Origin of the sequence: Leptolyngbya sp. FACHB-8, assembly GCF_014695575.1 — a bacterium.
Taxonomy (GTDB): domain Bacteria; phylum Cyanobacteriota; class Cyanobacteriia; order Elainellales; family Elainellaceae; genus Vacuolonema.
This window is the reverse complement of record NZ_JACJOO010000031.1, coordinates 43,477-68,007: the sequence shown is the minus strand read 5'-3', so window position 1 is coordinate 68,007 and position 24,531 is coordinate 43,477. Positions and strand designations below refer to the sequence as shown.

The following is a 24,531-nucleotide window of genomic DNA, read 5'->3' as shown; positions in this document are numbered from 1 at the left end:
TGGCCGAAACCGAACTCAGTGTTCTAGCTCGGCAATGTTTAGATCGCCGCATTGCCGATGAAGAAGCTTTACAACGAGAAATCCTGGCTTGGGAGGAGCGTAGAAATACCCAATTGCGAACCATCGATTGGCAATTTACGACCGATGATGCGCGGATTGAACTCAAACGGCTTTACCCCTCATTTCAACCTTGACACACCACTAGGATGTATTCCACTTTTGTAAGTGAAGGGGACAAAGCCTCCTCACTCACAAAAGCGGGTTTCAAATTTTTAAAGGTTGATAGCTACAATACTCTGGACAGTTTTTCTGAAACTCTTGGTTTTGCGTGCGCGAAGCGCACGCAAAACCAAGAGTTTCAGAAAAACTGTCCGAACTAATGAGCTAAAAACCATACACCATTGCTTTTTTCACAAAAATTCGACCAACAAATGTGACAGCAGACTTACTGGTTAAGACTTTCCGGAAATTCGCTGAATAAATGGGGAGTCATCCCAGGTAGTCATAGTTGTCAATGGTCAGTTGATATGAAACGTGCGGCTGTGGTTGGAGGATTGGTTACGTTAGGGTTAGGGATTTTGGGATTGGGAGTGCTGGAGATGCGCTTTCCAGAACGGGAGGCGATCGCGGCTGAAACCACCACTCCCAATCCCGACGCGCCTGATGTCAATCGCGATGTCTTTTATTTCAGCGAGTATGGGTTTCGCTTTGTCATGCCAAAGGGCTTCACCGTGGTGCCCAGTGAAGAGCAGTCCACTGCGCCAGTTCCAGTGCAACATCTGGAAATCTGGAATTTAGGGGATTTTTACAATCGTGGAAATCAGACGGAAAATCCTCCCATTGTTCGCATTCGCGTGTTTGAAAATCCCCAGGGTTTGCCCCTGCGAGATTGGAAAGGAGAACTGAGTGAGGAGGGCGATCGCCCCATCTCCGTTGCAGGTCAGGAAGGTTTGGCCTACAGCGCAACCGGCTTATACGAATCGGATAATGTTGTGTTCTCCTCGCCCGATGGCCGTTACGTAATCCGCATTCGTGCAGACTATATCGGGCCTGAGGATGACACCCGCGAGGTCTTCCAGGGCTTGCTGCAAAGCTTTGTGTTTGACCTGGTGCCCGGTGCGACGGGAACCACCCAAATAGATTACAGCCACCTTCAGCAACACCTGGCGGCGCAAGATTGGCAGCGGGCTGACCTGGAAACCCGTGCCATCCTATCCCGTATCTGGCAACGCGATCGCCAGGGTGACCTCTACTATGGCAGTTCCGGATTCCTGGCCAATCTCCCCTGCGAGAACGTACGGACCATTGACCAGTTGTGGTCAGCAGCCAGTCAGGGGCGGCTGGGATTACGAGCTCAGCAACGCATCTGGGAAACCGTTTCGGCCCAAACCACTGACCCACGGGAACGGGTTGATCGTTTCGGTCAGGCGGTTGGCTGGCGACGGGACACCCCCTGGGGCGAAGACAATCCTTTTGGCTTTGTTCTGGTCGGTAGCTCCTGGAATTTGGATACTACGATGAACGTCTCTGAACCTGTGGATGGGCAATTTCCCTGGGGGGGTATCTCTGCCAGTCGTCTGGAAAGCTTGCTGGCGGAAACAGCGACCGGATGCGGCAGTTGCACGACGGATGCGATGTATTTGGTGAGCGATCGCTACTACGAATACATTCCTGCTCTCTTTGAGCGGCTGGATACCTGTTTGTGCAACGAAGCGAAAACTGAGGAATAAAATTGTGGCAACGTGAGGGAAGATCTGTTGACAAGGCTGGAAACGATTAGATCACAAGCCACCCAGTAGCCCAACTCAATTAAACATAAAACCCCAAATGCTGTGATGCCTACGAGGTGGACGTCACAGCATTAGGTTTTGGATGCCAGATATGAGTATGCCGCTCCCCTTAAAAGTGACGAAGAATTTGGCCGTTTGAGGCGATCGCCAATCAACCCATCTGACTATCGATAGATCTACCCCCAGCTTGTGGAACCTTTAGGGCCAAAACGATTCAATGGAACTCAGATAGAAGTGTTCCACTACACCGTAATATGAAAACCCTATTGGCTTCCGTTGCTGCCCTTGGAGTCGTGCTATCTCCTGTCGTTCTGCCCCAATTTGCCCTTGCTCAGCGACTTGTAGATGTAGAACCGGCTGTCAATGGCCAGAATGTGCCTTCCAACACCTCCATTTCCGGGGAATTCGATGCGGGTAATGGTCCCGCTGTCGATCCGGGTTCCGTCCGGATTCTGGTCAACGGCCAGGATGTGACGGGACAAAGTACCATTACCCGTGGTTTCTTTACCTATCGTCCTGCTCAACCCCTCCCTGCTGGGCAACTGGTACGGGTTCAGGTCGATTACCGCAACGTGAATGGCGATCGCCAAACTACCAGCTGGTCTTTCACCACTCAGGCAGCCCAACCCACCGCTCAGATTACATCCGTCACCCATTCGGCTAACGCTGGCTCCCAGGCTTCCGGTTCTACCTTCCGCGTCACCATTAATGGTACGCCGGGGGCTCAAGCCTCTGTGCTGTTAGTGCAGGATGGACGCACCATTCGGGAGTTGAGGGCGCAGGAAACCTCTTCTGGGGTTTATACCGCTACTCTGCCAGTTGGACAGAGCGATCGCGTTCAGGAAGGAGTTGTTGTTGCTCGCCTCCAGCGACAGGGCCAGTCCACCTATGCAGCGGCTCCCCAACCTTTCCAATTTGGTGTTGCAACCCAACCTACACCCACACCTACACCTTCCCCTTCTCCTTCCCCTCAACCCACGCCGTCTCCAACTCAGGGAGAGCTACGTCCCCGGTTTACCAGTCATAGGGACGGTCAAGAGGTAGGTAATGGTAGGTTTACCCTCGTTGGGCAAACTCGGCCTAATGCCACTGTCGATATCCAAGTGACCTACCGGGTTTCTGTGCTAGGGGTGAATGTGGTGGAACAGACGTTGGTTGACGAGGAAGTCCAGGCCGATCGCAATGGCCAATTCCAACTGGAGGTGTCTCCTCCCCGTCTCCCAGTGCCAGGCGTGCGTTACACGGTCAGAGCAACCGCCCGTCAGGGTAACGAAACTAGCTCTGAAACTCGGATTACCTTGTCGCAACGCTAATAGTTCAGTTCACTAATGGATTTGTGAAGGGTTAATGCGGCGTGCATTGCACGCCGCATTAACCCTTCATGTTTGCATTTCAGCCTTGCCGTAATTCTCGAACAATTTTTTAAGCCAAATAGTTAGGAGGTTTCTGCATAAGAATTTACCCAGAATGTTGGTGCTTTGCCCGCGAAGCGGGCAAAGCACCAACATTCTGGGGGTAATTTCATTACTGGAAATCTCCTTAGACCACAAGGCATCAAAGGGGCAAAGAATTTGGCGGTTTTCGGGCGAAAGCCAAATTATGACATCTTCGACATCAGGTAGGATTGATTGCCTCAAACTTCCTTGGGATTTGCCAGAGTGCTTTGTTGCAATGAGCACCCAGAAGCTTTTCAGAATTCGCTAGCGTAGAAACTGCTGTATTGGCGATCGCCTCCCAAAATCCTCAAAGGTAAGTAGGCGATCGCTGGTTATCTCGACATCGCCGAGCAACCCCAACAGCTCTGAAACCAATACTCACGATAGTATGACCATTACTCGCGAATCCTCGCCCAGCATCACAGCTCCCGCTCTGCACCCACTGGAGCCTCTGAGCCCTGCCGAAATTGAACGGGCCGTTGCCATCGTCCGTCAGGAGAAACGTGTGGGCAACACCTACCGTTTTCCCTGTGTCACTTTGCGGGAGCCTGCTAAAGCTTTCATGTTGGGCTATCAACCGGGCGATCTCTTTGAGCGGGAAGCATTTCTGATTCTGCTCGACAATGCGACTGGGAAGACCTATGAGGCGATCGTCTCTCTCAACCAGGGCACTGTTACCCGTTGGACTGGCATCCCAGACGTGCAGCCCAACATCATGCCCGATGAGCTAGTGGAGTGCGAAGCTGCGGTTAAACAGCACCCTGAGTTTCTTGCGGCACTGGAAAAACGCGGTATTACCGATTTGGATCTGGTGGTGGTTGACCCCTGGGCACCGGGCAATTTTGGCTTTGAGGACGAGGTGGGGATTCGCATTTCCCGCTGCATCTGTTATCTGCGGGCCAATCCTGAGGGTAACTTCTACTCTCGCCCCATCGATGGCCTGATTCCCATGGTGAATCTCAACACGATGGAGGTAATTCGCATTGAAGACCATGGAGTTGTGCCGGTACCTCCTGATCCAGGTGAGTACGAAGCCCGCTTCATGCCCGACATGCGGAAGGACATCAAGCCGTTGCACATTACCCAGCCGGAAGGCCCCAGCTTTGAGGTTGAGGGGCACCACATCCGCTGGCAAAAGTGGGATTTACGCATTGGTTTTAATCCGCGTGAAGGATTGGTGCTCTATCAGGTGGGCTATGAGGATGAGGGACGGTTGCGGCCTATTCTTTATCGCGCATCTATGGCGGAAATGGTGGTGCCCTATGGCGACCCACGCATTCAGCACTATCGCAAAAATGCCTTTGATATTGGCGAACATGGCATTGGGATTCTGGCGAACTCCCTCAAACTGGGTTGCGATTGCCTGGGCGAGATTTACTACTTTGATGGCGTGCTGACGGATAGCCGAGGCAATGTCTCCATCACCGAGAATGCCGTGTGTATGCACGAAGAGGACTACGGCATCTTGTGGAAGCATACCGACTGGCGGCGGGAGAGCGTGGAGGTGAGGCGATCGCGCCGTCTTGTCCTCTCGTTCATCGCCACAGTGGATAACTACGAATATGGTTTCTTCTGGTATTTCTATCAGGATGGAACCATTCAATACGAAGTCAAGCTAACAGGAATTCTACTGTGCGGTGCATTAATGGATTTCCAGAAATATGGCACCGTCGTTGCGCCCGAGTTAAACGGTTTAAACCATCAACACATTTTCTGTATGCGCCTCGATTTTGACATCGATGGTTGCCCCAACACGGTTTACGAAGTCAACTCCGAGTCTGCACCTCCGGGGCCAGACAACCCTATGGGCAATGCTTTCTTTGCAACCTCCACTCCCCTCAAAACCGAGCAGGAGGCGAAGCGCATCATTGACCCCCTCAAAGCTCGTTACTGGAAGATTGTGAACCCCTCCGTCAAAAATCGGCTCGATCAACCCGTTGGTTTCAAGCTTATTCCCGGCGAAAATGTTCTCCCCTTCGCCCATCCAGACTCTCCTATTCTGAAGCGAGCTGGGTTCATGGCCCAACATCTCTGGGTTACCCCTTACGACGATGCAGAAAAGCATCCTGCTGGCAACTACCCCAACCAACATGCGGGTGGTGAGGGTCTACCCAAGTGGACACAGGCTAACCGCTCCATTGAGGAGACAGACGTAGTGATGTGGTACGTCTTCGGCCATCATCACATTACCCGCCCTGAAGATTGGCCAATTATGCCGACCGCTTACTCGGGTTTTATGATTAAGCCTGTGGGTTTCTTCAATGCAAATCCGGCATTAGATGTGCCACCGACTAGTGCCTACAACGGTGAGCATTGTCACAAATAGGTTGATTTTTCGTGCGCCTAGCGCACGAAAAATCAACCCTACAATGTACAGGACTTATGCAAGTTTGCTAGCTGTAGTACAGGTGTGTTGTGAGTGGGTTGCTTAGCAACCCACTCACAACAGATATGCGTCAGTCCCGTGAGTTAGCGCTTGATGTTCCTAATTTTGTGGATAGCACGTCGTCTAGGAACAATTTGTGTTTTTCTGGTATATCAATTTTTGAAATAGAACCAAAGATAAATTTAGAAGGCCGTTTATGATTTAACACTAGAATGTTGGGTCGTGCCGCATCCCAATGGTAAGAATCGATCTCTTGCCACTTCAATAAGTTAAACATAAAGTACATTCCATTTTCGTATACAAGCACATTGCTGCATCCAATCAGGATGTAGAGAATGGATATATTCCAATAAAGAATTAAAGGTGACCAGTCATCTGATGTAACTACAAAGTTAGGAGAGCCACCGAAGTGTTCATAAATAAAAAAAATTGATAAAGCCAGGCTAGCAACAGCAAAAATCAACCCACAGGACAAGAACCAGTAATTTGATAATGAACGACCAATCTTCAGGATAAGAGAGCCTGTCTCTCTTATCCCAGGCTCTAACCATGACACTATTGGAAGCCAGGTCAAAAGACTGGCGGCTGTGTATACACATACGGCGTAATTTACACTGGGGCTAACATCCAAAATAGATAGAACAAAAGATAGACCAATAACAATAAAAAGACCTAATAGGAAAAAACTAAGAAAGCGTGACATGTGCTACTTCCAACGAGCGCCCAGGTAAAACAACCTTTAAAAACACTGACGCGATCTACAATTCCAGACGCGATCGCCTCATCAAATCAAACTTTTTACAGGATTAAGCTTAAAGGCTATTTAAGCAGTTAATCTTTTATGCCCTATGCACATAAAAGATTAAGGAGATTTCCAGTAATGAAATTACCCCCAGAATGTTGGTGCTTTGCCCGCGAAGCGGGCAAAGCACCAACATTCTGGGTAAATTCTTATGCAGAAACCTCCTAACTGCTTAAACAGCCTCTCGGAACATCGGGGTGTGTAACGCCGGGTGCATCCCACTTTTGCAGATTTGGAAACCCACTTTTGTAAGTGAGGCGGGCTTAGCCCGCCTCACTTACAAAAGTGGGATGCACCCTGTAACGCCTCACTGGAGGGGAAATTCCTACAACCGGTAGATCGCCCACAAGCACTGCGATGGATGCATTCCTTCGAGGCATGTGCTGTTGAATCAGTTTTGTTAATTTCCAAGACAACCCTTTCTAATCAATCAAAAATTCTGTATCATAAGCTACAGAAACAGAGGAAATTTTTTATGGATTCAGCAACGCTCTCCTTTAACTCACAGTCCAATGCTTCTGGTGGGTTCATTCCTCAGGCCAACTGCTGGGTGCAGTTGCGCGATCGCCTCACTCCCTTCAGCCATGATGAGGCGCTGCTGCTGTGCGAAGAAGAGGGCGATCGCTGGGTAGCGTGGATTCCCGACCATGGGGAAGTTGTCTTGCACCGATCACAGTTTGTTGCAGAATAAATCCAAAAAACGTTGCTGAATGGAGGGTGAAACCCAGGTTTCACCCTCCATTCAGCAATACCAAAAGAAAAGTGAGCGGTGCTAAGCACCGCTCACTTTTCTTTCTTTAAAGCTTTACATGACAGCTCTAAACTGGGTAACCGCTTCGGTGTAGCGAATCGGTAGCACATACTCCAGGTTTTCATTGGGACGGGCAATGATATGGGTTGACAGCACTTGACCGCCGTTAACCCGCTTGACCGACTCCATTCCGGCAGCGAGGGAAGCCTGAACTTCGGAAACATTGCCCCGAACGATAACGGTGACCCGGCCACTGCCAATTTTTTCGTAGCCGACTAAGGTGACCTGCGCCGCTTTCACCATGGCGTCCGCCGCTTCAACAACCGCCGGGAAACCCAGGGTTTCAATCATTCCAACAGCAATTGACATAAAGATACGTCTAACCTTTTTGGTTGTATTGAGGGTTAATAGACACCCAATTATCCGTCGCTGATTTAATTTGAACAGGATCTACCCGATGGGTTAATGTGCTATCTGACCCACATCGATCCGGTATCTTTTGTTGCCTGTTTTATGAAGTGCTGTGCGCCTTAGTAGAGTCCGAGGGTAGGAGCTGTAAGAACCAAACACCAAGCCTTTCGCACTCAACTCCGTTGCACAACGCTATGAATAAAGTTCAGGATACGGTGTCAAATAAATCTTGATTTCTCAAAAGTGTATCTAAACATTAAGTGTACCCCTGTTTGGCCAGGATATGGGGGCGAGAGAGGTCTTTCTGACCTTGTCTTGCAATAATCTGCCAAAAGTGATGGGTCTGGTGAAACAACGCCCAGTCATTTTGATACAACGACTGGCGAAACACATCCCACGTTAAAGCACCCAGCCGTTGCCGTTCCTTGACGGATTCTACAAAGTACGTTTCAGTAGCTAGCCATAGCCGTCCCTAAAGTGTTTGGGGTGATCCCTCAGGAAAGCTCTGTCATAAGTATTTGAGTATCGTTACGTAATCATGAATTTATTTGCCAGCGGAATTATACTCGGAGAGCTTGTATCTCCTTGAGGATTGTTGGGCGATCGCCTCCCCTGGGGAATCGCCCCCTCCATGCACCGTTTTGCATAGTGGCCATCCGAAGTACATCGCATCGATTCCATTCCACCGCTTCATCCTGAGGTCATCGCCATGTCTGCCTTCTCTCGCCTCTGGTGGTTAGTTCCTGCCGTGACGCTCTCGTGGTGTTGGACGGCTGCGGCAGGATGGGCGCAGTCGATCGCCCCAGCTCAGGACGGAACAGGAACACAGGTAACTCAGGATGGAAGCCGCTATGACATTGATGGGGGGACATTGTCGAGCGATCGCCAAAACCTCTTTCACAGCTTTGAACGCCTGGGTCTGAGCCCCGACGAAATTGCCAACTTCCTCGCCAACCCGCAGATTGAGAATATCTTGGGACGGGTAACGGGTGGGGATGCCTCCGTTATTGATGGGTTGGTGCGCGTCAGTAATAGCAATGCCAACCTGTACTTGATGAATCCCGCAGGGATTGTATTTGGCCCCAATGCCCGCCTGGATTTAGCCGGTTCTTTTACAGCAACGACGGCTACCGGCATTGGGTTTGATGATGGTTGGTTTAGTGCGGTAGGCACGAATGGCTATGATGCGCTGGTCGGGACACCGTCAAGCTTTGCGTTTGAGTTGGGGCAACCGGGGGCGATCGCCAATTTAGGAACTCTATCCGTTGATGAAGGTCAAAGCCTTACCTTGATCGGCGGCACGGTTGTTAACACTGGTACGTTAGAGGCTCCAGGCGGCACGATTACTGTGGCAGCGGTACCAGGGGAAAATCTGGTGCGGCTGAGCCAGGTTGGCAGCTTACTGAGTGTTGAGTTTGAGCCGCTATCTGGAGGATCGAACCCGGTCGCTTTGACCCCGGCTACGTTGCCGGAATTGTTGACCGGTGGGAATTTAGCGAACGCTACCGCGCTGACGGTGGATGCCGATGGAACTGTGCGATTAGGTGGGTCTGGAACTATTGCCACTACTCCGGGCAGCACCACCATTTCGGGCTCCCTTACAACAGCTTCACCCCAGACGGCTGCGAATTCTGAGATTACCGTGGTAGGCGATCGCGTTTCCCTCATCGGAGCCACGGTGAACGCCAGTGGAGAGGGCGGTGGTGGCACGGTTCGCATCGGTGGTGATTACCAGGGGCAAGCAACTTTGCCTGCTGCCAGTCAAACTGTAGTGGATGGGGGGACGGCGATCGCTGCCGATGCTCTTACCACAGGAGATGGCGGGAGAGTTATTCTCTGGTCTGAAAACGGTACCCAGTTTAATGGCACCCTGACCGCACGCGGTGGCTTAGCAGCTGGTAACGGCGGCTTTGCAGAAGTTTCCGGTCGCAACGGGTTGAGCTTTGATGGGACCGTGGATGTGAGTGCCCCAGCCGGAACGATGGGCACCCTGCTGCTCGATCCAGCCAGCGTCATCATTGGAGCCGTAGGGACTGACGATGCCCAACTGGATGACGGACAAATTCTTGCGGGTGATCCGGGTGGCACCTTTTTCATCACAGCGGATCGGGTTGCTCAGTTGCTGAACACAGGCAATGTCATCATTACCGCCAGCAATAACATTGATATCACCAGCGCCATTAACGCTTCTGCCAATACATTGGTGTCTGACCTCACCCTCACAGCACCCGATATTTTGTTGGATGAGGCAATCACGCTCAACGGTGGTAATTTGACCTTCAATGGTGATGTCACCGTAGGAAGTGCATCTTCGGCCCAATTAGGGGTTGGGTCGTCTACTGGAGGAACTGTTACCTTTAATGGCACAGTGGAACGCCCGGTGGGATTTCGGCGGTTGTCTGTGAGTGCAGATACCGTTGCCTTTAACGATACTGTTGGCAGCGCAAACCCCTTAGATATTCAAATCTTTGGGCGTGATGTGTCCTTCCTGAGTAATGGAACAACACAACTGGATGGCTTTTTCCCTTCGCTTACTGGATCTCTTCAATTAACAGGGCAGAACTTTAATATTCAAAATGCCACTATCAACACCCGGGGTAACCTGAATGCCCAGGTGCAAAATTTTGTTCTTACCGAGAGTTTTGTGGATGCAGGTAACGTGGCGGTGCAGGCTGTCACGATGAATTTGAATGATTCAACGGTGCGATCGCGCCAGGATCTCACTCTCCAGTCTCAAACTAACCTTGGTATTCGCAACAATGCCATCTCGGCCAACTCCCTGATCGCAGCTCGCAATTTGCAAGTTACCGCTCAAACAGGAACTCTACAAATCCTTGATTCTGCTGCAGATGCGATTGTGTTTGAAGCGGGTAATAACATGACCTTGCGGGGTGGTGGTGGCATTAGCCTGAATGCTTTGACGAATACAGGTTCTGTCTTCCGCAGTAATGGGGATATCACATTAATCAGCAACAATGCGATTACGGCGAATGGACGGTTCGGGGCCGGGAGTGATTTCGCAGTGCTGGATGCTCTGGGTAATCCCCGTGCCTTTACCACCACAAACCAAAATGCTAGCAGCGTCATCAGTGCTAGTGGCAACGTGACGTTTGGGAATTACAGTGGCGTTTCGCTTTGGGTAGAGGCTCTGGGCAGCATCCAGGGCGGCAATATTGACATTACGGGGCCAAATACAGCCCTGACCGGAACTGACCCAGAAGTTGCTCTGCTGAGCACCACAGGGTCTGTGGTTTTGCGGGCAGGGGTAACGCAATTAAGTAATCCGGCTAACCTGGGGGCTCCAACGGCCCTTGGGGGCACAACGTTTACTCCAACGACGGCCTCTGGCGGCAATTTGACTGTGGGCAATGTCACCGTTGGGTTTGATGGACGGGTGGTTCTCTCAGCCCGTGGTTCTATACAGACGGGCGACATTTTAGGTGGTGAGGGTATTCGTTTAAATGCTGGTGGCAACATCACGACAGGGAACCTGAATACCAATATTTCAGGAGACTCGCTAGATTTTGGGCAAGTGCGGCTCACCTCAGGTGGTGACATTACTGTAGGGGCTATTGATGCGGGGGCAGGTGGTGTCGATGTCACAGCGGCGGGGGCATTTCGGGCTTTAGGCTATGGAGCAGGTTTGCTGGAGACCTTTGTGCCCTTACGCGGCAATACCCAACTCATCAACTACTTGATCAGCCAGGGAGTACCTGCCAGTTTGTTTGCTGATCCAAACAACGTTGCCGAGTTTATTAGCATTCGCCCTGGCTCCTCAAATGGCACGTTTGACCCAACCAGGACAGATAACACACTGTTTCCCGTAAGTATCTTGACTCGTCCCAGTAGTAGTGTCGTGACCAGCAGTGGGTTTAATGCCCCGGTTGTGATTCGTTATGGTGGGGCGGGAGCCTCTACCCTGGTGGACAATCAATTTACTGTGGAAGGACGACCCGGACGGATTACTGTCATCGGTGCTGGGGAGTCTTTTTCAACGGGGCCACTGACGACAACGGCTAATCCTACTTTGGTGCCAGAGGATGCCGCAAATACCTTCGCGACTTTCGACCCCAACAATCCCTTCAACCTTCGTCTCAACAACACCTACGGCTTGGTGCCGAGCAATGTTGTGAATAATGCCAGCGGTACAGTGGGGGCGATCGCCGTAGGAGCCGGCACGAATGTCAACCTCTACGGCTCATTGCAGAACAACACTTTTGCGCCGATTCCTCCCGATAATGGCGGTGGCCCCGGTGGTGGTCCTGGTGGTGGTCCTGGCGGTGGCCCCGGTGGTGGTCCTGGCGGCAGTCCTGGTGGCGGCCCCGGTGGTGTTGGCAGTGGTGGCAATGGTGATGGTGGGTCAGGGGCTTCAGGCAACAACGTGACTACAGCTCAGTTGGAGAACGACGAGAGCAGTACAGAAACTTGCCCTGTAAACCCAGGGCTGACTCCCAACACCCCGGAAACGATCGCCCTCCGCAGCAGCGAAACCGCAGCTTCACCCTGTACAACCCGATCTGATGAGGAGCCAGTGCTACGGATTGAGCCGGGAGTTGTCCCTCAACTGGCAATTCCTCCGGGGGCAGCAGAGCCGAACACCTCTGATTCTCCTTGATACCCCTTATGCACCGATCGCGCTTGAGTCGCTTGGTCAAATTCCTCAGCTGCTTGCTTTTGGGTCTATGTTTGAGCGGAATAGGGACACCGCTAGTTGCCCTGAACCTGCCAGTAACCCTGGCTGTGGAATCAGCACCTACCACTTCTCCGTCCTTATCGGAGCAGGCCTTGGAGCTATTTTGGCAGGGCTACCGGCTTTATCAAGATCAGCAGGTGGAGGCGGCGATCGCCCCCTGGCAACAAGCCCTCACCCTCTATCAGCAAGCCCAGGATCGTGCGGGAGAGCGCTCTACCCTCAGTGCCCTGGGTTCTGCCTATTTAAATCTGGAGGATTATGGGCAGGCGATCGCTCACTTGGAGCAATTTCTGAGCCGAGTCGAGGCAGAATCCGCACCTTTGCCTGAGGCAGATCGCTTAGCTCAGGCTCAGGTACTCAGCAATTTAGGCGTAGCTTACCGCGAAGTCGGACAATACGCCCGAGCGGTAACCGTGCAGGAGCAAGCTCTCCATCTCATGCAATCCCTCGGAGACGCTTACCAATCTGCAACGGGTCGCGTGTGGGGCAATCTAGGCAATGCCTATGCGGCTGTGGGGGATTACAATGCCGCAATTCAAGCTCATCAGCAGGCACTGGCTATTGTGCAAGCGCAGAATGATGCGGTGGGCGAAGCGGAGACGCTCAGCAATCTGGGGGTGCTCTATGCCAATGAGGGCGACTATGACGAGGCGATCGCCCAGTACCAGCAAAGTCTGGTGCGGCTCGAAGCTCTGGGTAGCCAACCCGAACCAACCCGCTATCACCAGGCTCAGGCACACCTACTCCTCAATATGGCGTCGGCTTACCATGCGAAGAGCGATCTGGATCGCGCAGAGGTTTATTATCGTCAGAGTTTAACCCTGGCGCAGGAGGTAGGCGATCGCTCCCTGGAGGCGATGGGCTTGGGCAGTCTGGGGATGGTGCAGGAGGAGCGAGAGGATCTGGAGGGGGCGATCGCTTTACAGCGGGAGAGCCTGGTCATTGCACGAACCCTGGGCGATCCGCGCCTAGAGGCAACCGTACAGAATAATCTCGGCCATACTCTGTTTAACCAGGGCCAGTATCGAGAAGCAGAGGAGTTGCTGCGGCAGGCGATCGCCCATCTCGAGTCCTTGCGCCCTGGTCTGTCGGATCTGGATAATATCGCCCTGTTTGATAGTCAGATATTCAGCTACAACCTGTTGCAGCAAATTCTCGTGGCTCGGGAGCGCTACGAGGCCGCATTGGAGGTATCGGAGCGGGGGCGGGCGCGAGCCTTTGCAGAACTATTAACACGTCGCAGCAATCCTGGCTTCCCGTCCGATGTGCTGCCACCGCCTACGGTGGAGGAGATGCGAGCGATCGCCCAGCGTCAGAACGCCACACTGGTGGAGTATGCGATCGTGGCAGATGATGCATTTCGGTTTCAGGGGCGGCAGCGGGGGCGGGAGGCAGAGTTATTAATTTGGGTGGTGCCACCATCGGGGGCGATCGCTTTTCGTCGTGTCGATTTACAACCTCTCTGGGATCAAAACCGCTCGAGTAGCTCCCTGAGTAATCTGGTTGCTAGTAGCCGCCGTGCTTTGGGGGTGCGCGGCGAGGAGCGCGATGGTGCCAGTGCAACTAGCTTCGATTGGCCCAAGTTGCAACAACTGCATGAACACTTGATTGCCCCCATCGAGGATCTCCTGCCTGCGGAACCCACCGCTCCTGTCATCATCATTCCGCAGGATGCGTTGTTTTTGGTGCCTTTTGCTGCGCTTCAGGACACTGACGGTCGTTATTTAATTGAACGCCACACCTTGCTCACAGCCCCCTCCATTCAGGTCATTGGATTGGCCCAGGCTCAGCAGGGCCATCGTGAGACGAGAACAAGCGGTGATGCACTCGCCTCGGTGCTGTTGGTGGGTAACCCAACGATGCCCGCAATATCGTCTAAACCCGGTGATCCACCCCAGCCTCTGGCTCCTCTGCCCGGTTCTGAGCAGGAAGCCCGAGACATCGCCCGATTGCTCAATGTGCCTGCTCTTTTGGGTGAACAAGCCACAGAGGTAACTGTACGCGATCGCATGCCTACAGCCCGCATTATTCACCTGGCAACTCACGGTCTGTTGAACTATGGTCAGGCTCAGCAGGGAAGGGGGCGTGATATGCCGGGGGCGATCGCATTAGCTCCTTCTGAAGAAAGGCCCGCCCTTGGTTCACCGCCACTTTCCTCTGCTGAAACCGATGGGCTTCTAACCACCGCCGAAATTCTCAGCCTGCGTCTAAATGCCGATCTGGTGGTGTTAAGTGCCTGTAACACGGGTCGCGGCGAAATTACGGGGGATGGGGTGATTGGTTTATCCCGCTCCTTTATCTCGGCAGGTGCCGCCAGCATCATCGTTTCCCTGTGGGCCGTGTCTGATACCTCCACAGCCTTTGTCATGACCCACTTTTACGAGAACCTGCGCCAGGGGCAGGGTAAAGCCCAGGCCCTACGACAAGCTATGCTGGATGCCAAAAACGAATATAATCACCCATTTGACTGGGCCGCCTTCACATTGATTGGTGAGGCTCAATAATCTGAGTTCGGGTTAAGGAGATTTCCAGATAAGAACTTCCCCATTATTTGGAAAAAAGGCGCGGCTTCGCCGCGCCTTTTTTCCAAATAATGGGGATATTGTTTCTCAGAAATCTCCTAAGGGCGTTAGATCGCAAACGAGCGTTTTGGGCGTACCGAAGCATACCCATAATGCTCAAGAACTAGAGGGATAGTGTGGCTCAGTAGGTTTGAAGCCGCCCTTATGCTTTATCCATTCCGCTATGTATAGGCGAGTGTCCATTGGCTCCTATCAAGAAGCTGTGAATTCGTTGGCGCAGGGTTTGAGCCAGATCAGTAATTTGCGACCAATCTCCTGTGGCGATCGCCTGCTGTGGAAACAATTGCCCGGAAAGGCCTACGGCGATCGCTCCTGCCTCTAAAAAGGTGCGCGTATTCTCCAGTGTCACACCCCCTGTCGGAATCATGGGAATCTGACCTATCGGCCCCTGCAAGCAGCGCAGGTAATTCGCTCCACCTACCGATTGGATTGGAAATACCTTCACTGCCGAAGCCCCAGCTTGCCATGCCGTCACAATTTCTGTGGGGGTTAGAGTACCGGGCACCATTGGCACATGGGCTCGATCAGCTGTTTCGATAAGACGAGGGTTTGTGTGCGGGGTAAAGAGAAACTGGGCTCCGGCGGCGATCGCTTCCTCTACCTGGCTTTCGGTCATCAATGTTCCGGCACCAATGGTGCAGTGGGGTAAAGTTTCTCGCAGGTGAGCAATGAGATGGGCCGGACGATCGCTATTCCAGGTAATTTCAATCAGCCCCATGCCGCCGGCCGCAACGGCTTGGGCCATTTGAAAGCCCAGAGCGAACTCAGGAGAACGGATAACGGCGATCGCCCGCTCTTGGCGCAGTTGCGATAACCAGTCAATGGACATTAAGGATGAAATTTGGGATTGCGTTCCAGACATTTCCACAGGATAATGAAAAGAATATGAAAAATTAGTCCGCCAGGCTGCCAGTGACACTTACTTCCAACTCCCCAACCTTGGCTTCAGACGCTCTAACTTCGGTGACTCCTGCTCCTTCCCTAGCGGTCACCCCGGACGAAACTCTTTCCGAGACTCCGGCCACAGTAGAACCTCAAAATTGCCTCACCTGGCAGGCCGAGCTGCAAATTTTCCTCTCTACATTCTTCACTATTTTTCTGGCCGAGGTGGGAGATAAAACCCAACTGACCGTGCTGCTCATGAGCGCCGAGTCAGGTTCTCCATGGACGGTGTTTTTGGGTGCGGCAGTGGCGCTCGTGGCAACGAGCTTATGTGGCGTGCTGCTAGGGCGTTGGCTTTCCTCTCGGATTTCCCCAAAGGTTTTGGAGAAATCCGCTGCGGTCTTACTGCTGGGTATCGCGGCCTTGTTGTTGTGGGATGTGAGCCAGGGCTGACAGAATTTTACCCTTGTTTCCTTCCTGTCTTAAACCTCTTTCTCCTGGAGCCTGGAGCGGTGAATTTACAATTATTGGGTTTGACCTTTGTAACGGTTTTTATTTCTGAGTTAGGAGATAAAAGCCAGTTGGCCGCGATCGCCCTTGGCAGTAGTTGTAAATCCATCCGGGCGGTATTTTTGGGGGCTTCTCTGGCGCTGGTACTGGCAAGTTTTCTGGGGGTTTTATTAGGAGAAGGGGTTGGCACACTCCTGCCAGAACGATGGGTGAAGGCGATCGCCGCCATCGGTTTTATTATCATGGCGTTCAAACTACTCCTCAGTCGCGAAGACGATACAGAAGCTGCGTAGTTTTGACCATGAGTTACGCCATCAGAAGCTATGCCAGGGCTATAAAGAGTGCGTTGAGTTTGTCCCTCATGTGCTGAAAATTTTGTAATGACGCTGCATGCAGTGTCATTACAAAATTTTCAGCACATGAGAATCTTTTCAGCAATTCTCATTTTGATATCCAACCCGAAAATAGCCCGCCGAAGGCGGGCTATTTTCGGGTTTCAAAGCTGAGAGTTCGTGCCCGTCGGGCACGAACTCTCAGCTTTGAAACCCATACTGAGAATTGCTGGAATCTTTTGGTGAATCATGCAGGCTAAACGGGAGTATAGCCTTTCACCAGTTTCAGAATGGTTTCGACGAGTAGCGCTGGCTCTAATGGTTTCGGCATGTGTTCCTGAAAGCCTGCAGCCAGGGCTTGTTGGCGATCGGCTTCGCTGATGTAAGCGGTAAGGGCGATCGCGGGAATTTGACTGGTTTGCGTTACTTTTCGAATGTGCTGCATTAAAGTGTAGCCATCCATCTCAGACATGCCAATATCGCTGAGCAGAACGTCGGGTTTGCATTGGGACAGCGTGTCGAGAGCATCCGATGCTGAGGAGGATGTGGTTACCCTGGCACCATACATCTCCAGGGCAAAGGTAATCATCTCGCGGTTGTCGGCATCATCGTCCACCACCAGGACATGAATGTTGTCCAGTCTGTCCTCGTTTGTAGGAAGGTTCGTAGAAACTGGCATGGATGGCGTGGCCGCTAGGGGAATTTGCACCGTAAAGGTTGCCCCTTGGCCTTCTCCATAGCTGGCAGCGTGAATGCGGCCCTCATGTTTATCAACGATTTGTTTAGCGATCGCCAATCCTAAACCCAGGCCGCCATAGGTACGTGTTGTCGTGCTATCCGCCTGTTCAAAATGCTCAAACACATGAGGCAGAAAATCGGCGGAAATACCCCGACCGTCATCAATCACCTGGATCTGGGCAAAGACATCAAAATAATTGAGTTGAATAATAATTTTGCCTCCAATCGGGGAGAACTTAATGGCATTCGACAACAAATTCCAGACCACCTGCTTTAAGCGGTTCGCATCACCCAAGGCATAGTGTGGAGTATTCTCAAACTGTGTAATTAATTGAATTGACTTTGATTTTGCCATGGAATGAACTGTCTCCATGGCATCTTCAATAATGGGAATTAGAGGTGTTGGAACAATATTTAAAGTGAGTTTATCCCGCAAGATCCGAGACGTATCGAGTAGATCATCGATCATCTGTGCCTGTAATTTGGCATTGCGTTCAATGGTTTCTAATGCTCGTTGGGTTACCTCTGCATCCAGTTTTTGCAAGAGTAGCAATTTACTCCATCCCAGAATTGAATTAAGGGGCGATCGCAACTCATGGGCCAGCACCGCCAGAAACCTATCTTTTAAGTGATTGGCTTGCTCTGCTTCCTCTTTTGCTGCTTGGGTTTCCAGTCTGAGCTCCCGTTCTCGGCGCTCACTGATAATCTTCTGCGTTGTTTCATTGACGGCAATAAAAATGCCTCCCACTCGGCCCGATTCCTCCCAGATGGGCGTATAGGAGAAGGTGAAATAGCCGATTTCAGGCTGTCCAAAGCGCTCCAATTGGAGGGGCAAATCCTCCGACCAGGTAGCCTTTCCTGTGGCGACGACCTGATTCAACATCGGGCCAACTACGTCCCAAACTTCTTTCCAGCACTCGCTTCCCGCTTGCCCGAGGGCTTTAGGGTGCTTGCTGCCTGCAATAGAAATATAGGCATCGTTGTAGAAATGAATGTAGTCTGGCCCCCACAGAATCTGCATGGGAAACTTGGACAACAGCAAAACCTGTAATGTGACCTGAAGGCTTTGGGACCAGGTTTCAATAGGCCCTATCGAGGTCGAGGCCCAGTCAAAGGCTTTGATCCGAGCCCCCATTTCTCCACCCTGTTCAAAGAGATCAGTCAAAACTCCGTTTTTCACGTGATACTCCCTGCATTTCTGGTGCTGTTTTCGATGGGTGGTTGGTTATTGTGGAAGGAATGCTTCGCGCCCCTTCCACCCACAGTAACCAACACAGATTTGAAATTTCACCCAGCTATTTTATAGCGTTACTCAATGAGACGTTAATTATTTATTCCCTTGAAAGATAAAAGGTGATCCTCTATGGCGGAATAGCGCTAACATCAGCCTAAACTTACGCTAGAGAAGGGTCAGGGTCTGCTTCAACGACAATTTTGTAAGATAACTTGCCTCAGGTTGTCAAAAGGAAAACAGAAAAATAGGGGTGGGGATCATTCACAATAGGGGCAGCAGTTGTGAGGAGATTCTGACATGAAACTGAAGGAACTACTGGCCACCCTGTCGGACATGTCTGGACTGCCAGAGCATCCAGCCCTTGACCAGGAAGTGACAGGTCTTTGTACCAACTCCCATGCCTGCAAACCGGGAAGTCTGTTCATTGGGATGCCGGGAACGCGGGTGGATGGCGGCGAGTTTTGGGTCAGTGCCGTGGAATCGGGAGCGATCGCCGCCCTCGTCTCCCCCTCAGCGCTGCAAAACAAGCCTCCCAGCAGTAGTGAGTTTCCCAATGCGTTGGTGATTGCAGTGCCAGATATGGCGATCGCCTGCGCGGCTGTCTCCGCCGCCTTCTACGATTACCCCAGCCGCAAGATGCAGCTAGTCGGCGTGACGGGTACCAATGGTAAAACCACCACGACTCACCTGATCGAATTCTTCCTGCAACAGGCTCAGAAACCTGTCGCTCTACTGGGTACTCTCTACGCACGCTGGCCGGGTTATCAAAAAACTGCGGTTCATACGACTCCCTTTGCCCTGGAGTTGCAGGAGCAACTTTCAGAAGCAGCCCAGGCCGGTAGCCAGATGGCGGTCATGGAAGTCAGTTCCCATGCTTTAGCTCAGGGACGCGTGAGCGACTGTACGTTTGAAGTGGGGGTGTTCACCAACCTGACGCAGGATCACCTCGATTACCACAAGGATTTAGAAGATTACTTCCAGGCCAAAGCCTTGCTCTTCAGTCCGCAATATTTAGCGGGACGGGCGATTATCAATTTGGATGATGCCTACGGAAAGCGTATTGCCTCCAGTTTAGAGGTCGGTCGCGTCTGGACCTATAGCACCCAAGACAGTACTGCCGATCTGTGGACGAGCGACCTGGTTTATGAACCCGATGGTGTGAGTGGCATTCTCCATACTCCTGTGGGCAACGCCTCCTTTAAGTCTCCGCTGGTGGGGCAGTTCAACCTGGCAAACCTGTTAGCGGCAGTGGGAGCTGCTCTGCACCTGGGAGTGGATGTGGAAACCATCGTAGCGGCGCTGCCCCGGTTCTCCGGCGTACCCGGTCGAGTAGAACAGGTGCAAGTGCAACCCAATCAAGATATTAGTGTGATTGTGGATTATGCCCACACCCCTGATAGTCTGGAAAACTTACTTAAGGCATCCCGACCTTTCATTAAAGGGCGGATGATCTGCGTGTTTGGATGCGGGGGCGATCGCGATCGCACTAAACGCCCTCAAATGGGCAGCATCGCCGCTCGCTTGTCAGACTGGGCCATTGTCACCTCCGACAACCCCCGTACTGAAGATCCTCAGCGCATCCTGGATGACATTGTGGCTGGGATTCCCGAGGGAACTAACCCGCTGGTGTTGGGCGATCGCGCCCAGGCCATTCGCACCGCTATTTTAGAGGCGAAGCCTGGGGATGGCGTTCTGATCGCAGGCAAAGGGCACGAGGACTACCAGATCCTTGGCACCGAAAAGGTCCACTTCGACGATCGGGAGCAGGCGCGTGTAGCACTAGAGGAGCGGTTTGCGGTAACGGCCTAAGAGAGAACTTTGGGAGAAAAGGAGTGGGGCGGCGCAACACGCCGCCCCACTCCTTTTGTTAAAAAAACTTTCAGCCCGTCCTCAAGCCATGGGCAACGAAAACCGAAACACGCTTCCCCTTCCTAACTGGCTTTCTACCTCAATGGTGCCGTTCTGCAATTCCACCAGACGGCGGCAAATGGCGAGGCCGACGCCGGTACCGCCAGAGTTGCGATCGCGCGATCGATCTGATCGCCAAAACCGTTCAAAAATGTGAGGGAGATCTTCGGGGGCAATACCGATACCAGTATCACTGATAGCTGTCCAGACGCGATCGCCTTCTTCCCAGGCGGTTACGTGAATTGTTCCCTGCGGAGTGTAGCGCATGGCATTGCTGATCAAGTTGACCAGAATCTGTTCAATGCGAACCATGTCTCCCCGGACGAGGGGCAAATCCAGCGGCTCATCCAGATGTAGGGTAAGCTTTTCATTCTCTACCAGTTGATCCGAAAAGCGCTGCACGACAGACTGCAAGATGGGGTAGAGGGCCGTGGGCTGAGAGTCGATGGGGAGGTAGCCTGCCTCAATTTTGGATAACTCCTGTAAGTCATTGACCAGCCGCCGCATCCGGTTCGTTTCCTTCGATAGGAGCTGGTATAGCTCCGGCGATGCCTCCAGAGTACCGTCGCCCATGCCTTCCAAATAGCCTTCAATAACGGTCAGGGGAGTACGCAGTTCGTGGCTCAAATCCGTGACGAGATCTCGCCGCCGCTGCTCGACCCCCTGCAACCCCGCCGCCATACGGTTAAAACTGCTGGCAAGCTGATCGAGCTCAGGAATTTCTTGAGAAGGCAGTCGCTCTTGTAAGTTTCCAGCCGCAAACTTCTTGGTGATTTCCTCCATTTGGATCAGCGGTTGCACAATCCGCTTTGAAACTAGATAACTCAAAATGCCTGCTGTGCTGGCACCTACCACCACAGACCAGAAGGCTCCCCGGTTCCAGGCATACTGAAACCCCTGTATCAGGTCTCGGCGAAATGGCCCCACGACAATCTCCCGTCCCTGAATTCGCTCAAGGTACAGGATAAAGTACCGGGGAGATGAAATTTTGCTGATCACTACCAGCGTAAGGGTTCCCAGCAGTGTAACCAGCAGGTGGGACAGAAACAGCCGGGAACCCAGAGCTAACTTGGACATTGCTAATTGGATTCAGCCCGATAGATTCTGGCTCGGATACCTTGCTGTTGCAAATCCTGAAGTAGGGATTCGGCGCGGCCTTCTTCCTGAAATGCTCCAAACTGGACAACCGCACCAATCTCAAAGTTGCGCACATAAGCGTCGCCTACAGCACGGCGAGCTGACTCCAGGCTGCGATCGCCTGTATAGTCTGTCACGACATAGTAATAGGCGGATGGCCGCGATGGGGCGGCTGCTACTGTAGGTGCCGGTCGTGACGGTGCCGGACGAGAGGCAGCAGGGGATGGAGCCGGACGGGAAGCAGCGGGTGCCGGGCGAGAAGCTGGACGGGCAGCAACCGAGGGCCGGGTTGTAGGGCGTGGAGATGCGGCTGGAGCCGGACGGCTGGCGGTGCGAGATGGGGTTGCCGGCCGGGAAGCGGGAGCTGTGTTGGCGCGTTGAGAAGATGCAGCCGGGCGACTGGCTGAAGGAGAACTGGCCGCTCGGGATGGCTGGGCTGCTCGAGCAGTATTCGGAGCAATGGAGGGAGCTGCTGTTGGAGTGCGGGGAGTCGCAGACGTCCCTGAGCTTGAGTTGACAGTTGGAGGTTTCGGTGTTGTTGAGGCTTCGGAAGTTCCATCCTCAGGCAGTGTGCTGAGGGTGTCCAAATTCAGATCACGAAATTCTTCGCTTGATAGGTCTGGGTAGAAGGAACTGGGCTCATTGCTGGCGGTGGTTGTGTCTGGGGTTGTAGAAGCGGCTGTGCCAACCTCATTAGCTGGAGCTTTGGCGCTCGTGAACGGCAGTCCGTTCGGGTTGGTCATGATGTACCCCAGGGTCACACTGGAAAGTAGCAGTAGCACCATGGAGCCTACCCCAAGCGGAGTCAGGAGCGTATCCATCAACCGAGGAGCTGACTGTGACTCTGTGCGCAGCTCAGCTTCGTCTTCAGCCAGGCTACGGAGCAAATGCTCAGAGGATTCCAAATAGTCTGGATATCCTTCGGTTTGGGGAGGGGTAAAGGGCTTGGAGGGAGCTTCGGGCGCTAGAGGAGCGGTGAAACTGGGTTCAGGTTGTAGATTGGCAGCCAGGTTTGGAGCGATCGCCAACGCAGCAGTCTCCGCAACGGGAGGAGCGGCTTCGATCGCGCTGACTCCGGGGTCTGTGATCGGCTGCCCTTCTCCCCAGCGAGACTGGACGGGCGATCGCCGTCGTGCACGCCGATAGCGAGCCAGTTCGTCCTCCAGGCGCACATCCATACAGTGCAGCGTTGTCTGAAGCACTGGATGTAGATCCGTCAGGGGTGCAGCGGAATCAGTGGATGGACGGCGAGGCATGGGTCTTTCTCCTGCCATGGAAGGACGCAACGTATAGCCGGGTCGAGGGGTATGCCCTCTATTCTATTGATGATGACTGATAATAATAGCGAATTTTAATAAAGTCAGGGGTAGAACTCGTCTGAATCGGCAATTCTCGCCAAGAACGAGACTGGAAGGTCGGGCTCTACCAGTATGAACTTCTAGCCTCGGAGCTCAAATCTAGCCGTCAGCGGTCCAGTTTAAGGATTGATTGCACGTAGGAAATTGTTGCGCCTGCATCGCTGGGGCCACTGCTTTTAAGAGCTGACAGAACTTACGCATTAATGTTGGGTGTCGTGTGAAAAGCACACCCAACATTAATGCTCTGATAGAGCGGACTTGCGTAAGCCCTGAGCTGAACTGTAGCCAGGTTCATTTGAGTTGCGGCGGTGGGAGAGCTGAGGACTTAGTCTTTAGCTCTCCCACCGCTGTAACCGTATTGGGTGAGCCTGCCATCAATGAACGCCTACTCGAAGGCAGCATTTTTGATCCGTGAGAGAGGGGGATCACCGAATTCTTTAGCAAATTTAATAACTAGTGTGGCTGTACCATATATAGTGGACAATGTTCGAGTAAAAAGCACAACTACGCTAAATCTGGTAAAGCCATAGGAGTCCTGTTGATAGTATGAATTGACGTTAGATTGGTATCGATTGATGTCGGCTAGGGTATCGGTAGACTCGGGATTCGTTAATCAATTTTGAATTGAAGGTTTTGGAAATCTTATGGCGTGGCGATCGCTCCACCAAGTACTAGGTTCTTTTGAGCAGGAGCCCACCTGGAACCATCGGCAACAGTTTCAGCGCTTGCTGGCTCACTGGCCCGAGGTGGTGGGAACAGCGGTTGCAGCCCAAACTCGTCCCATTGCGTTGCAACGGGATGTACTTCAGGTAGCGACCAGTAGTTCGGTGTGGGCACAGAACCTGATGTTTGAGCGGCAGCGTATTCTCGATAAGCTCAACTCTCAGCTATCTTTAGCCGTTAAAGATATTCGCTTCTCCACAGCTCACTGGTATAACGGCGGGGCAGAAACGATCGCTTCCGAGTCGCAAAAGATTTGGCAGCAACATCCCAGCCGTACAAGCGGCCCGGGGTCTGTGATTGTGCCTCCGGCTCCTTCGAAGGATGCGACGACAGCGTTTCAGGCTTGGGCAGGGCGAGTGCGATCGCGCGCTCAACACTTGCCGCTGTGCCCTGACTGCCGTTGTCCTACGCCAGAAGGGGAATTGCGGCGCTGGTCAGTTTGCTCGTTATGTGCTGCAAAAGCTTGGGCTCCCGGTGGAGACAATGCTTCAAAGGATGAGTCTGTGCCCGACCCATCCGTTTAACTTGAGATGTTGGCAGGGTGGACAAAGCCTTCTTAACGTTATAGGGGCGTGCTTTGTAGCCCTACGTAATTTTGTACCAAACCTGAGTTTGGGATATGGGCTTTTCGAGGGGCGCGCAAAGCGCCCCTCGAAAAGCCCATTTTGATGTGCGCGTTGGGCCATGCCTTCCCAAAATTAGTTTTTTGAATAAATTCTAGGTGGTAGAAATACAGTCCCTGTGTTTGAGATGAAGGTGCAAGCACCTCCATCTCAAACACAGGGGCATTGAGCTGTCAATCTAGGCCCTTGTGGGAGTCATAACCGTGCCGCTACCCCCATCAGCAGTTCTTATTTT

At 52.5% G+C, this 24,531-nt stretch carries 17 protein-coding genes and 1 pseudogene; 12 read left to right on the top strand and 6 right to left on the bottom strand.

The genetic code is table 11. The features are described from left to right. From H6F91_RS06480 to H6F91_RS06465, 4 genes and pseudogenes are all read left to right on the top strand, one after another. Nucleotides 1–194, top strand: a pseudogene (locus tag H6F91_RS06480) (IS630 family transposase); the annotation flags it as partial. 333 nt (nucleotides 195–527) lie between these two features. Next, complete coding sequence (locus tag H6F91_RS06475; protein ID WP_190789260.1) at nucleotides 528–1,730, top strand: GUN4 domain-containing protein; 1,203 nt, start codon at nucleotides 528–530, stop codon at nucleotides 1,728–1,730. Between the two features lie 314 nt (nucleotides 1,731–2,044). After that, nucleotides 2,045–3,103 (top strand): Ig-like domain-containing protein, encoded by a 1,059-nt coding sequence (locus tag H6F91_RS06470; RefSeq protein ID WP_190773261.1) that lies wholly within the window; start codon nucleotides 2,045–2,047, stop codon nucleotides 3,101–3,103. 511 nt (nucleotides 3,104–3,614) lie between these two features. Next, nucleotides 3,615–5,552, top strand: coding sequence for a primary-amine oxidase (locus H6F91_RS06465; protein ID WP_190773262.1), 1,938 nt, complete (start codon nucleotides 3,615–3,617; stop codon nucleotides 5,550–5,552). A gap of 130 nt (nucleotides 5,553–5,682) precedes the next feature. Here the strand turns inward: H6F91_RS06465 and H6F91_RS06460 are convergent, their stop codons facing one another. Next, on the bottom strand, nucleotides 5,683–6,315 hold the full coding sequence (locus H6F91_RS06460; RefSeq protein ID WP_190773263.1) for a hypothetical protein: 633 nt from the start codon (nucleotides 6,313–6,315) through the stop codon (nucleotides 5,683–5,685). Between the two features lie 574 nt (nucleotides 6,316–6,889). Here H6F91_RS06460 and H6F91_RS06455 point away from each other — a divergent pair. Further along, entirely contained in the window at nucleotides 6,890–7,105 is a 216-nt protein-coding gene (locus tag H6F91_RS06455) for a hypothetical protein (protein ID WP_190773264.1), read from the top strand. A gap of 114 nt (nucleotides 7,106–7,219) precedes the next feature. On the opposite strand, the gene H6F91_RS06450 is transcribed toward H6F91_RS06455, so the two are convergent. Then, nucleotides 7,220–7,534, bottom strand: coding sequence for a carbon dioxide-concentrating mechanism protein CcmK (locus H6F91_RS06450; RefSeq protein ID WP_190773265.1), 315 nt, complete (start codon nucleotides 7,532–7,534; stop codon nucleotides 7,220–7,222). Between the two features lie 751 nt (nucleotides 7,535–8,285). Between H6F91_RS06450 and H6F91_RS06445 the strand changes: the two genes are divergently transcribed. Together H6F91_RS06445 and H6F91_RS06440 are read left to right on the top strand one after the other, a co-directional pair. Next, on the top strand, nucleotides 8,286–12,191 hold the full coding sequence (locus H6F91_RS06445) for a filamentous hemagglutinin N-terminal domain-containing protein (RefSeq protein WP_190773266.1): 3,906 nt from the start codon (nucleotides 8,286–8,288) through the stop codon (nucleotides 12,189–12,191). Between the two features lie 71 nt (nucleotides 12,192–12,262). Next, nucleotides 12,263–14,773 carry a CHAT domain-containing protein gene (locus H6F91_RS06440; protein WP_190773267.1) on the top strand — a complete coding sequence of 837 codons (2,511 nt, stop codon included), beginning with the start codon at nucleotides 12,263–12,265 and terminating at the stop codon, nucleotides 14,771–14,773. A 220-nt stretch (nucleotides 14,774–14,993) separates the two neighbouring features. Here H6F91_RS06440 and H6F91_RS06435 read toward each other — a convergent pair whose 3' ends face one another. After that, nucleotides 14,994–15,713, bottom strand: coding sequence for a bifunctional 4-hydroxy-2-oxoglutarate aldolase/2-dehydro-3-deoxy-phosphogluconate aldolase (locus H6F91_RS06435; RefSeq protein WP_199307667.1), 720 nt, complete (start codon nucleotides 15,711–15,713; stop codon nucleotides 14,994–14,996). A 44-nt stretch (nucleotides 15,714–15,757) separates the two neighbouring features. Between H6F91_RS06435 and H6F91_RS28535 the strand changes: the two genes are divergently transcribed. Together H6F91_RS28535 and H6F91_RS06425 are read left to right on the top strand one after the other, a co-directional pair. Further along, complete coding sequence (locus H6F91_RS28535) at nucleotides 15,758–16,186, top strand: TMEM165/GDT1 family protein (RefSeq protein WP_190770288.1); 429 nt, start codon at nucleotides 15,758–15,760, stop codon at nucleotides 16,184–16,186. Nucleotides 16,187–16,245: 59 nt separating this feature from the next. Then, complete coding sequence (locus H6F91_RS06425) at nucleotides 16,246–16,536, top strand: TMEM165/GDT1 family protein (protein ID WP_190770279.1); 291 nt, start codon at nucleotides 16,246–16,248, stop codon at nucleotides 16,534–16,536. Between the two features lie 295 nt (nucleotides 16,537–16,831). Here the strand turns inward: H6F91_RS06425 and H6F91_RS06420 are convergent, their stop codons facing one another. Then, entirely contained in the window at nucleotides 16,832–18,493 is a 1,662-nt protein-coding gene (locus tag H6F91_RS06420; protein ID WP_199307666.1) for an ATP-binding protein, read from the bottom strand. 351 nt (nucleotides 18,494–18,844) lie between these two features. Between H6F91_RS06420 and H6F91_RS06415 the strand changes: the two genes are divergently transcribed. Further along, nucleotides 18,845–20,356 carry a UDP-N-acetylmuramoyl-L-alanyl-D-glutamate--2,6-diaminopimelate ligase gene (locus H6F91_RS06415; protein WP_190770280.1) on the top strand — a complete coding sequence of 504 codons (1,512 nt, stop codon included), beginning with the start codon at nucleotides 18,845–18,847 and terminating at the stop codon, nucleotides 20,354–20,356. An 81-nt stretch (nucleotides 20,357–20,437) separates the two neighbouring features. Here the strand turns inward: H6F91_RS06415 and H6F91_RS06410 are convergent, their stop codons facing one another. Both H6F91_RS06410 and H6F91_RS06405 read right to left on the bottom strand, forming a co-directional pair. Next, on the bottom strand, nucleotides 20,438–21,532 hold the full coding sequence (locus tag H6F91_RS06410) for a HAMP domain-containing sensor histidine kinase (RefSeq protein ID WP_190770281.1): 1,095 nt from the start codon (nucleotides 21,530–21,532) through the stop codon (nucleotides 20,438–20,440). Between the two features lie 2 nt (nucleotides 21,533–21,534). Then, complete coding sequence (locus H6F91_RS06405; RefSeq protein ID WP_190770282.1) at nucleotides 21,535–22,848, bottom strand: hypothetical protein; 1,314 nt, start codon at nucleotides 22,846–22,848, stop codon at nucleotides 21,535–21,537. A gap of 319 nt (nucleotides 22,849–23,167) precedes the next feature. Between H6F91_RS06405 and H6F91_RS06400 the strand changes: the two genes are divergently transcribed. After that, the gene (locus tag H6F91_RS06400; RefSeq protein ID WP_190770283.1) at nucleotides 23,168–23,365 is read left to right on the top strand and encodes a hypothetical protein; all 198 of its coding nucleotides are present in this window, start codon (nucleotides 23,168–23,170) and stop codon (nucleotides 23,363–23,365) included. A 229-nt stretch (nucleotides 23,366–23,594) separates the two neighbouring features. Beyond that, nucleotides 23,595–24,197, top strand: a complete 603-nt coding sequence (locus H6F91_RS06395; RefSeq protein WP_190770284.1) for a DUF721 domain-containing protein — start codon at nucleotides 23,595–23,597, stop codon at nucleotides 24,195–24,197. The last annotated feature ends 334 nt before the right edge of the window (nucleotides 24,198–24,531 follow it).

Excerpts from the sequence above, each read along its gene's own strand:
- H6F91_RS06475 (WP_190789260.1), top strand. The coding sequence starts at position 528 with ATGAAACGTGCGGCTGTGGTTGGAGGATTGGTTACGTTAGGGTTAGGG.
- H6F91_RS06470 (WP_190773261.1), top strand. The coding sequence starts at position 2,045 with ATGAAAACCCTATTGGCTTCCGTTGCTGCCCTTGGAGTCGTGCTATCT.
- H6F91_RS06465 (WP_190773262.1), top strand. The coding sequence starts at position 3,615 with ATGACCATTACTCGCGAATCCTCGCCCAGCATCACAGCTCCCGCTCTG.
- H6F91_RS06460 (WP_190773263.1), bottom strand. The coding sequence starts at position 6,315 with ATGTCACGCTTTCTTAGTTTTTTCCTATTAGGTCTTTTTATTGTTATT.
- H6F91_RS06455 (WP_190773264.1), top strand. The coding sequence starts at position 6,890 with ATGGATTCAGCAACGCTCTCCTTTAACTCACAGTCCAATGCTTCTGGT.
- H6F91_RS06450 (WP_190773265.1), bottom strand. The coding sequence starts at position 7,534 with ATGTCAATTGCTGTTGGAATGATTGAAACCCTGGGTTTCCCGGCGGTT.
- H6F91_RS06445 (WP_190773266.1), top strand. The coding sequence starts at position 8,286 with ATGTCTGCCTTCTCTCGCCTCTGGTGGTTAGTTCCTGCCGTGACGCTC.
- H6F91_RS06435 (WP_199307667.1), bottom strand. The coding sequence starts at position 15,713 with ATGTCTGGAACGCAATCCCAAATTTCATCCTTAATGTCCATTGACTGG.
- H6F91_RS06415 (WP_190770280.1), top strand. The coding sequence starts at position 18,845 with ATGAAACTGAAGGAACTACTGGCCACCCTGTCGGACATGTCTGGACTG.
- H6F91_RS06410 (WP_190770281.1), bottom strand. The coding sequence starts at position 21,532 with ATGTCCAAGTTAGCTCTGGGTTCCCGGCTGTTTCTGTCCCACCTGCTG.
- H6F91_RS06405 (WP_190770282.1), bottom strand. The coding sequence starts at position 22,848 with ATGCCTCGCCGTCCATCCACTGATTCCGCTGCACCCCTGACGGATCTA.
- H6F91_RS06395 (WP_190770284.1), top strand. The coding sequence starts at position 23,595 with ATGGCGTGGCGATCGCTCCACCAAGTACTAGGTTCTTTTGAGCAGGAG.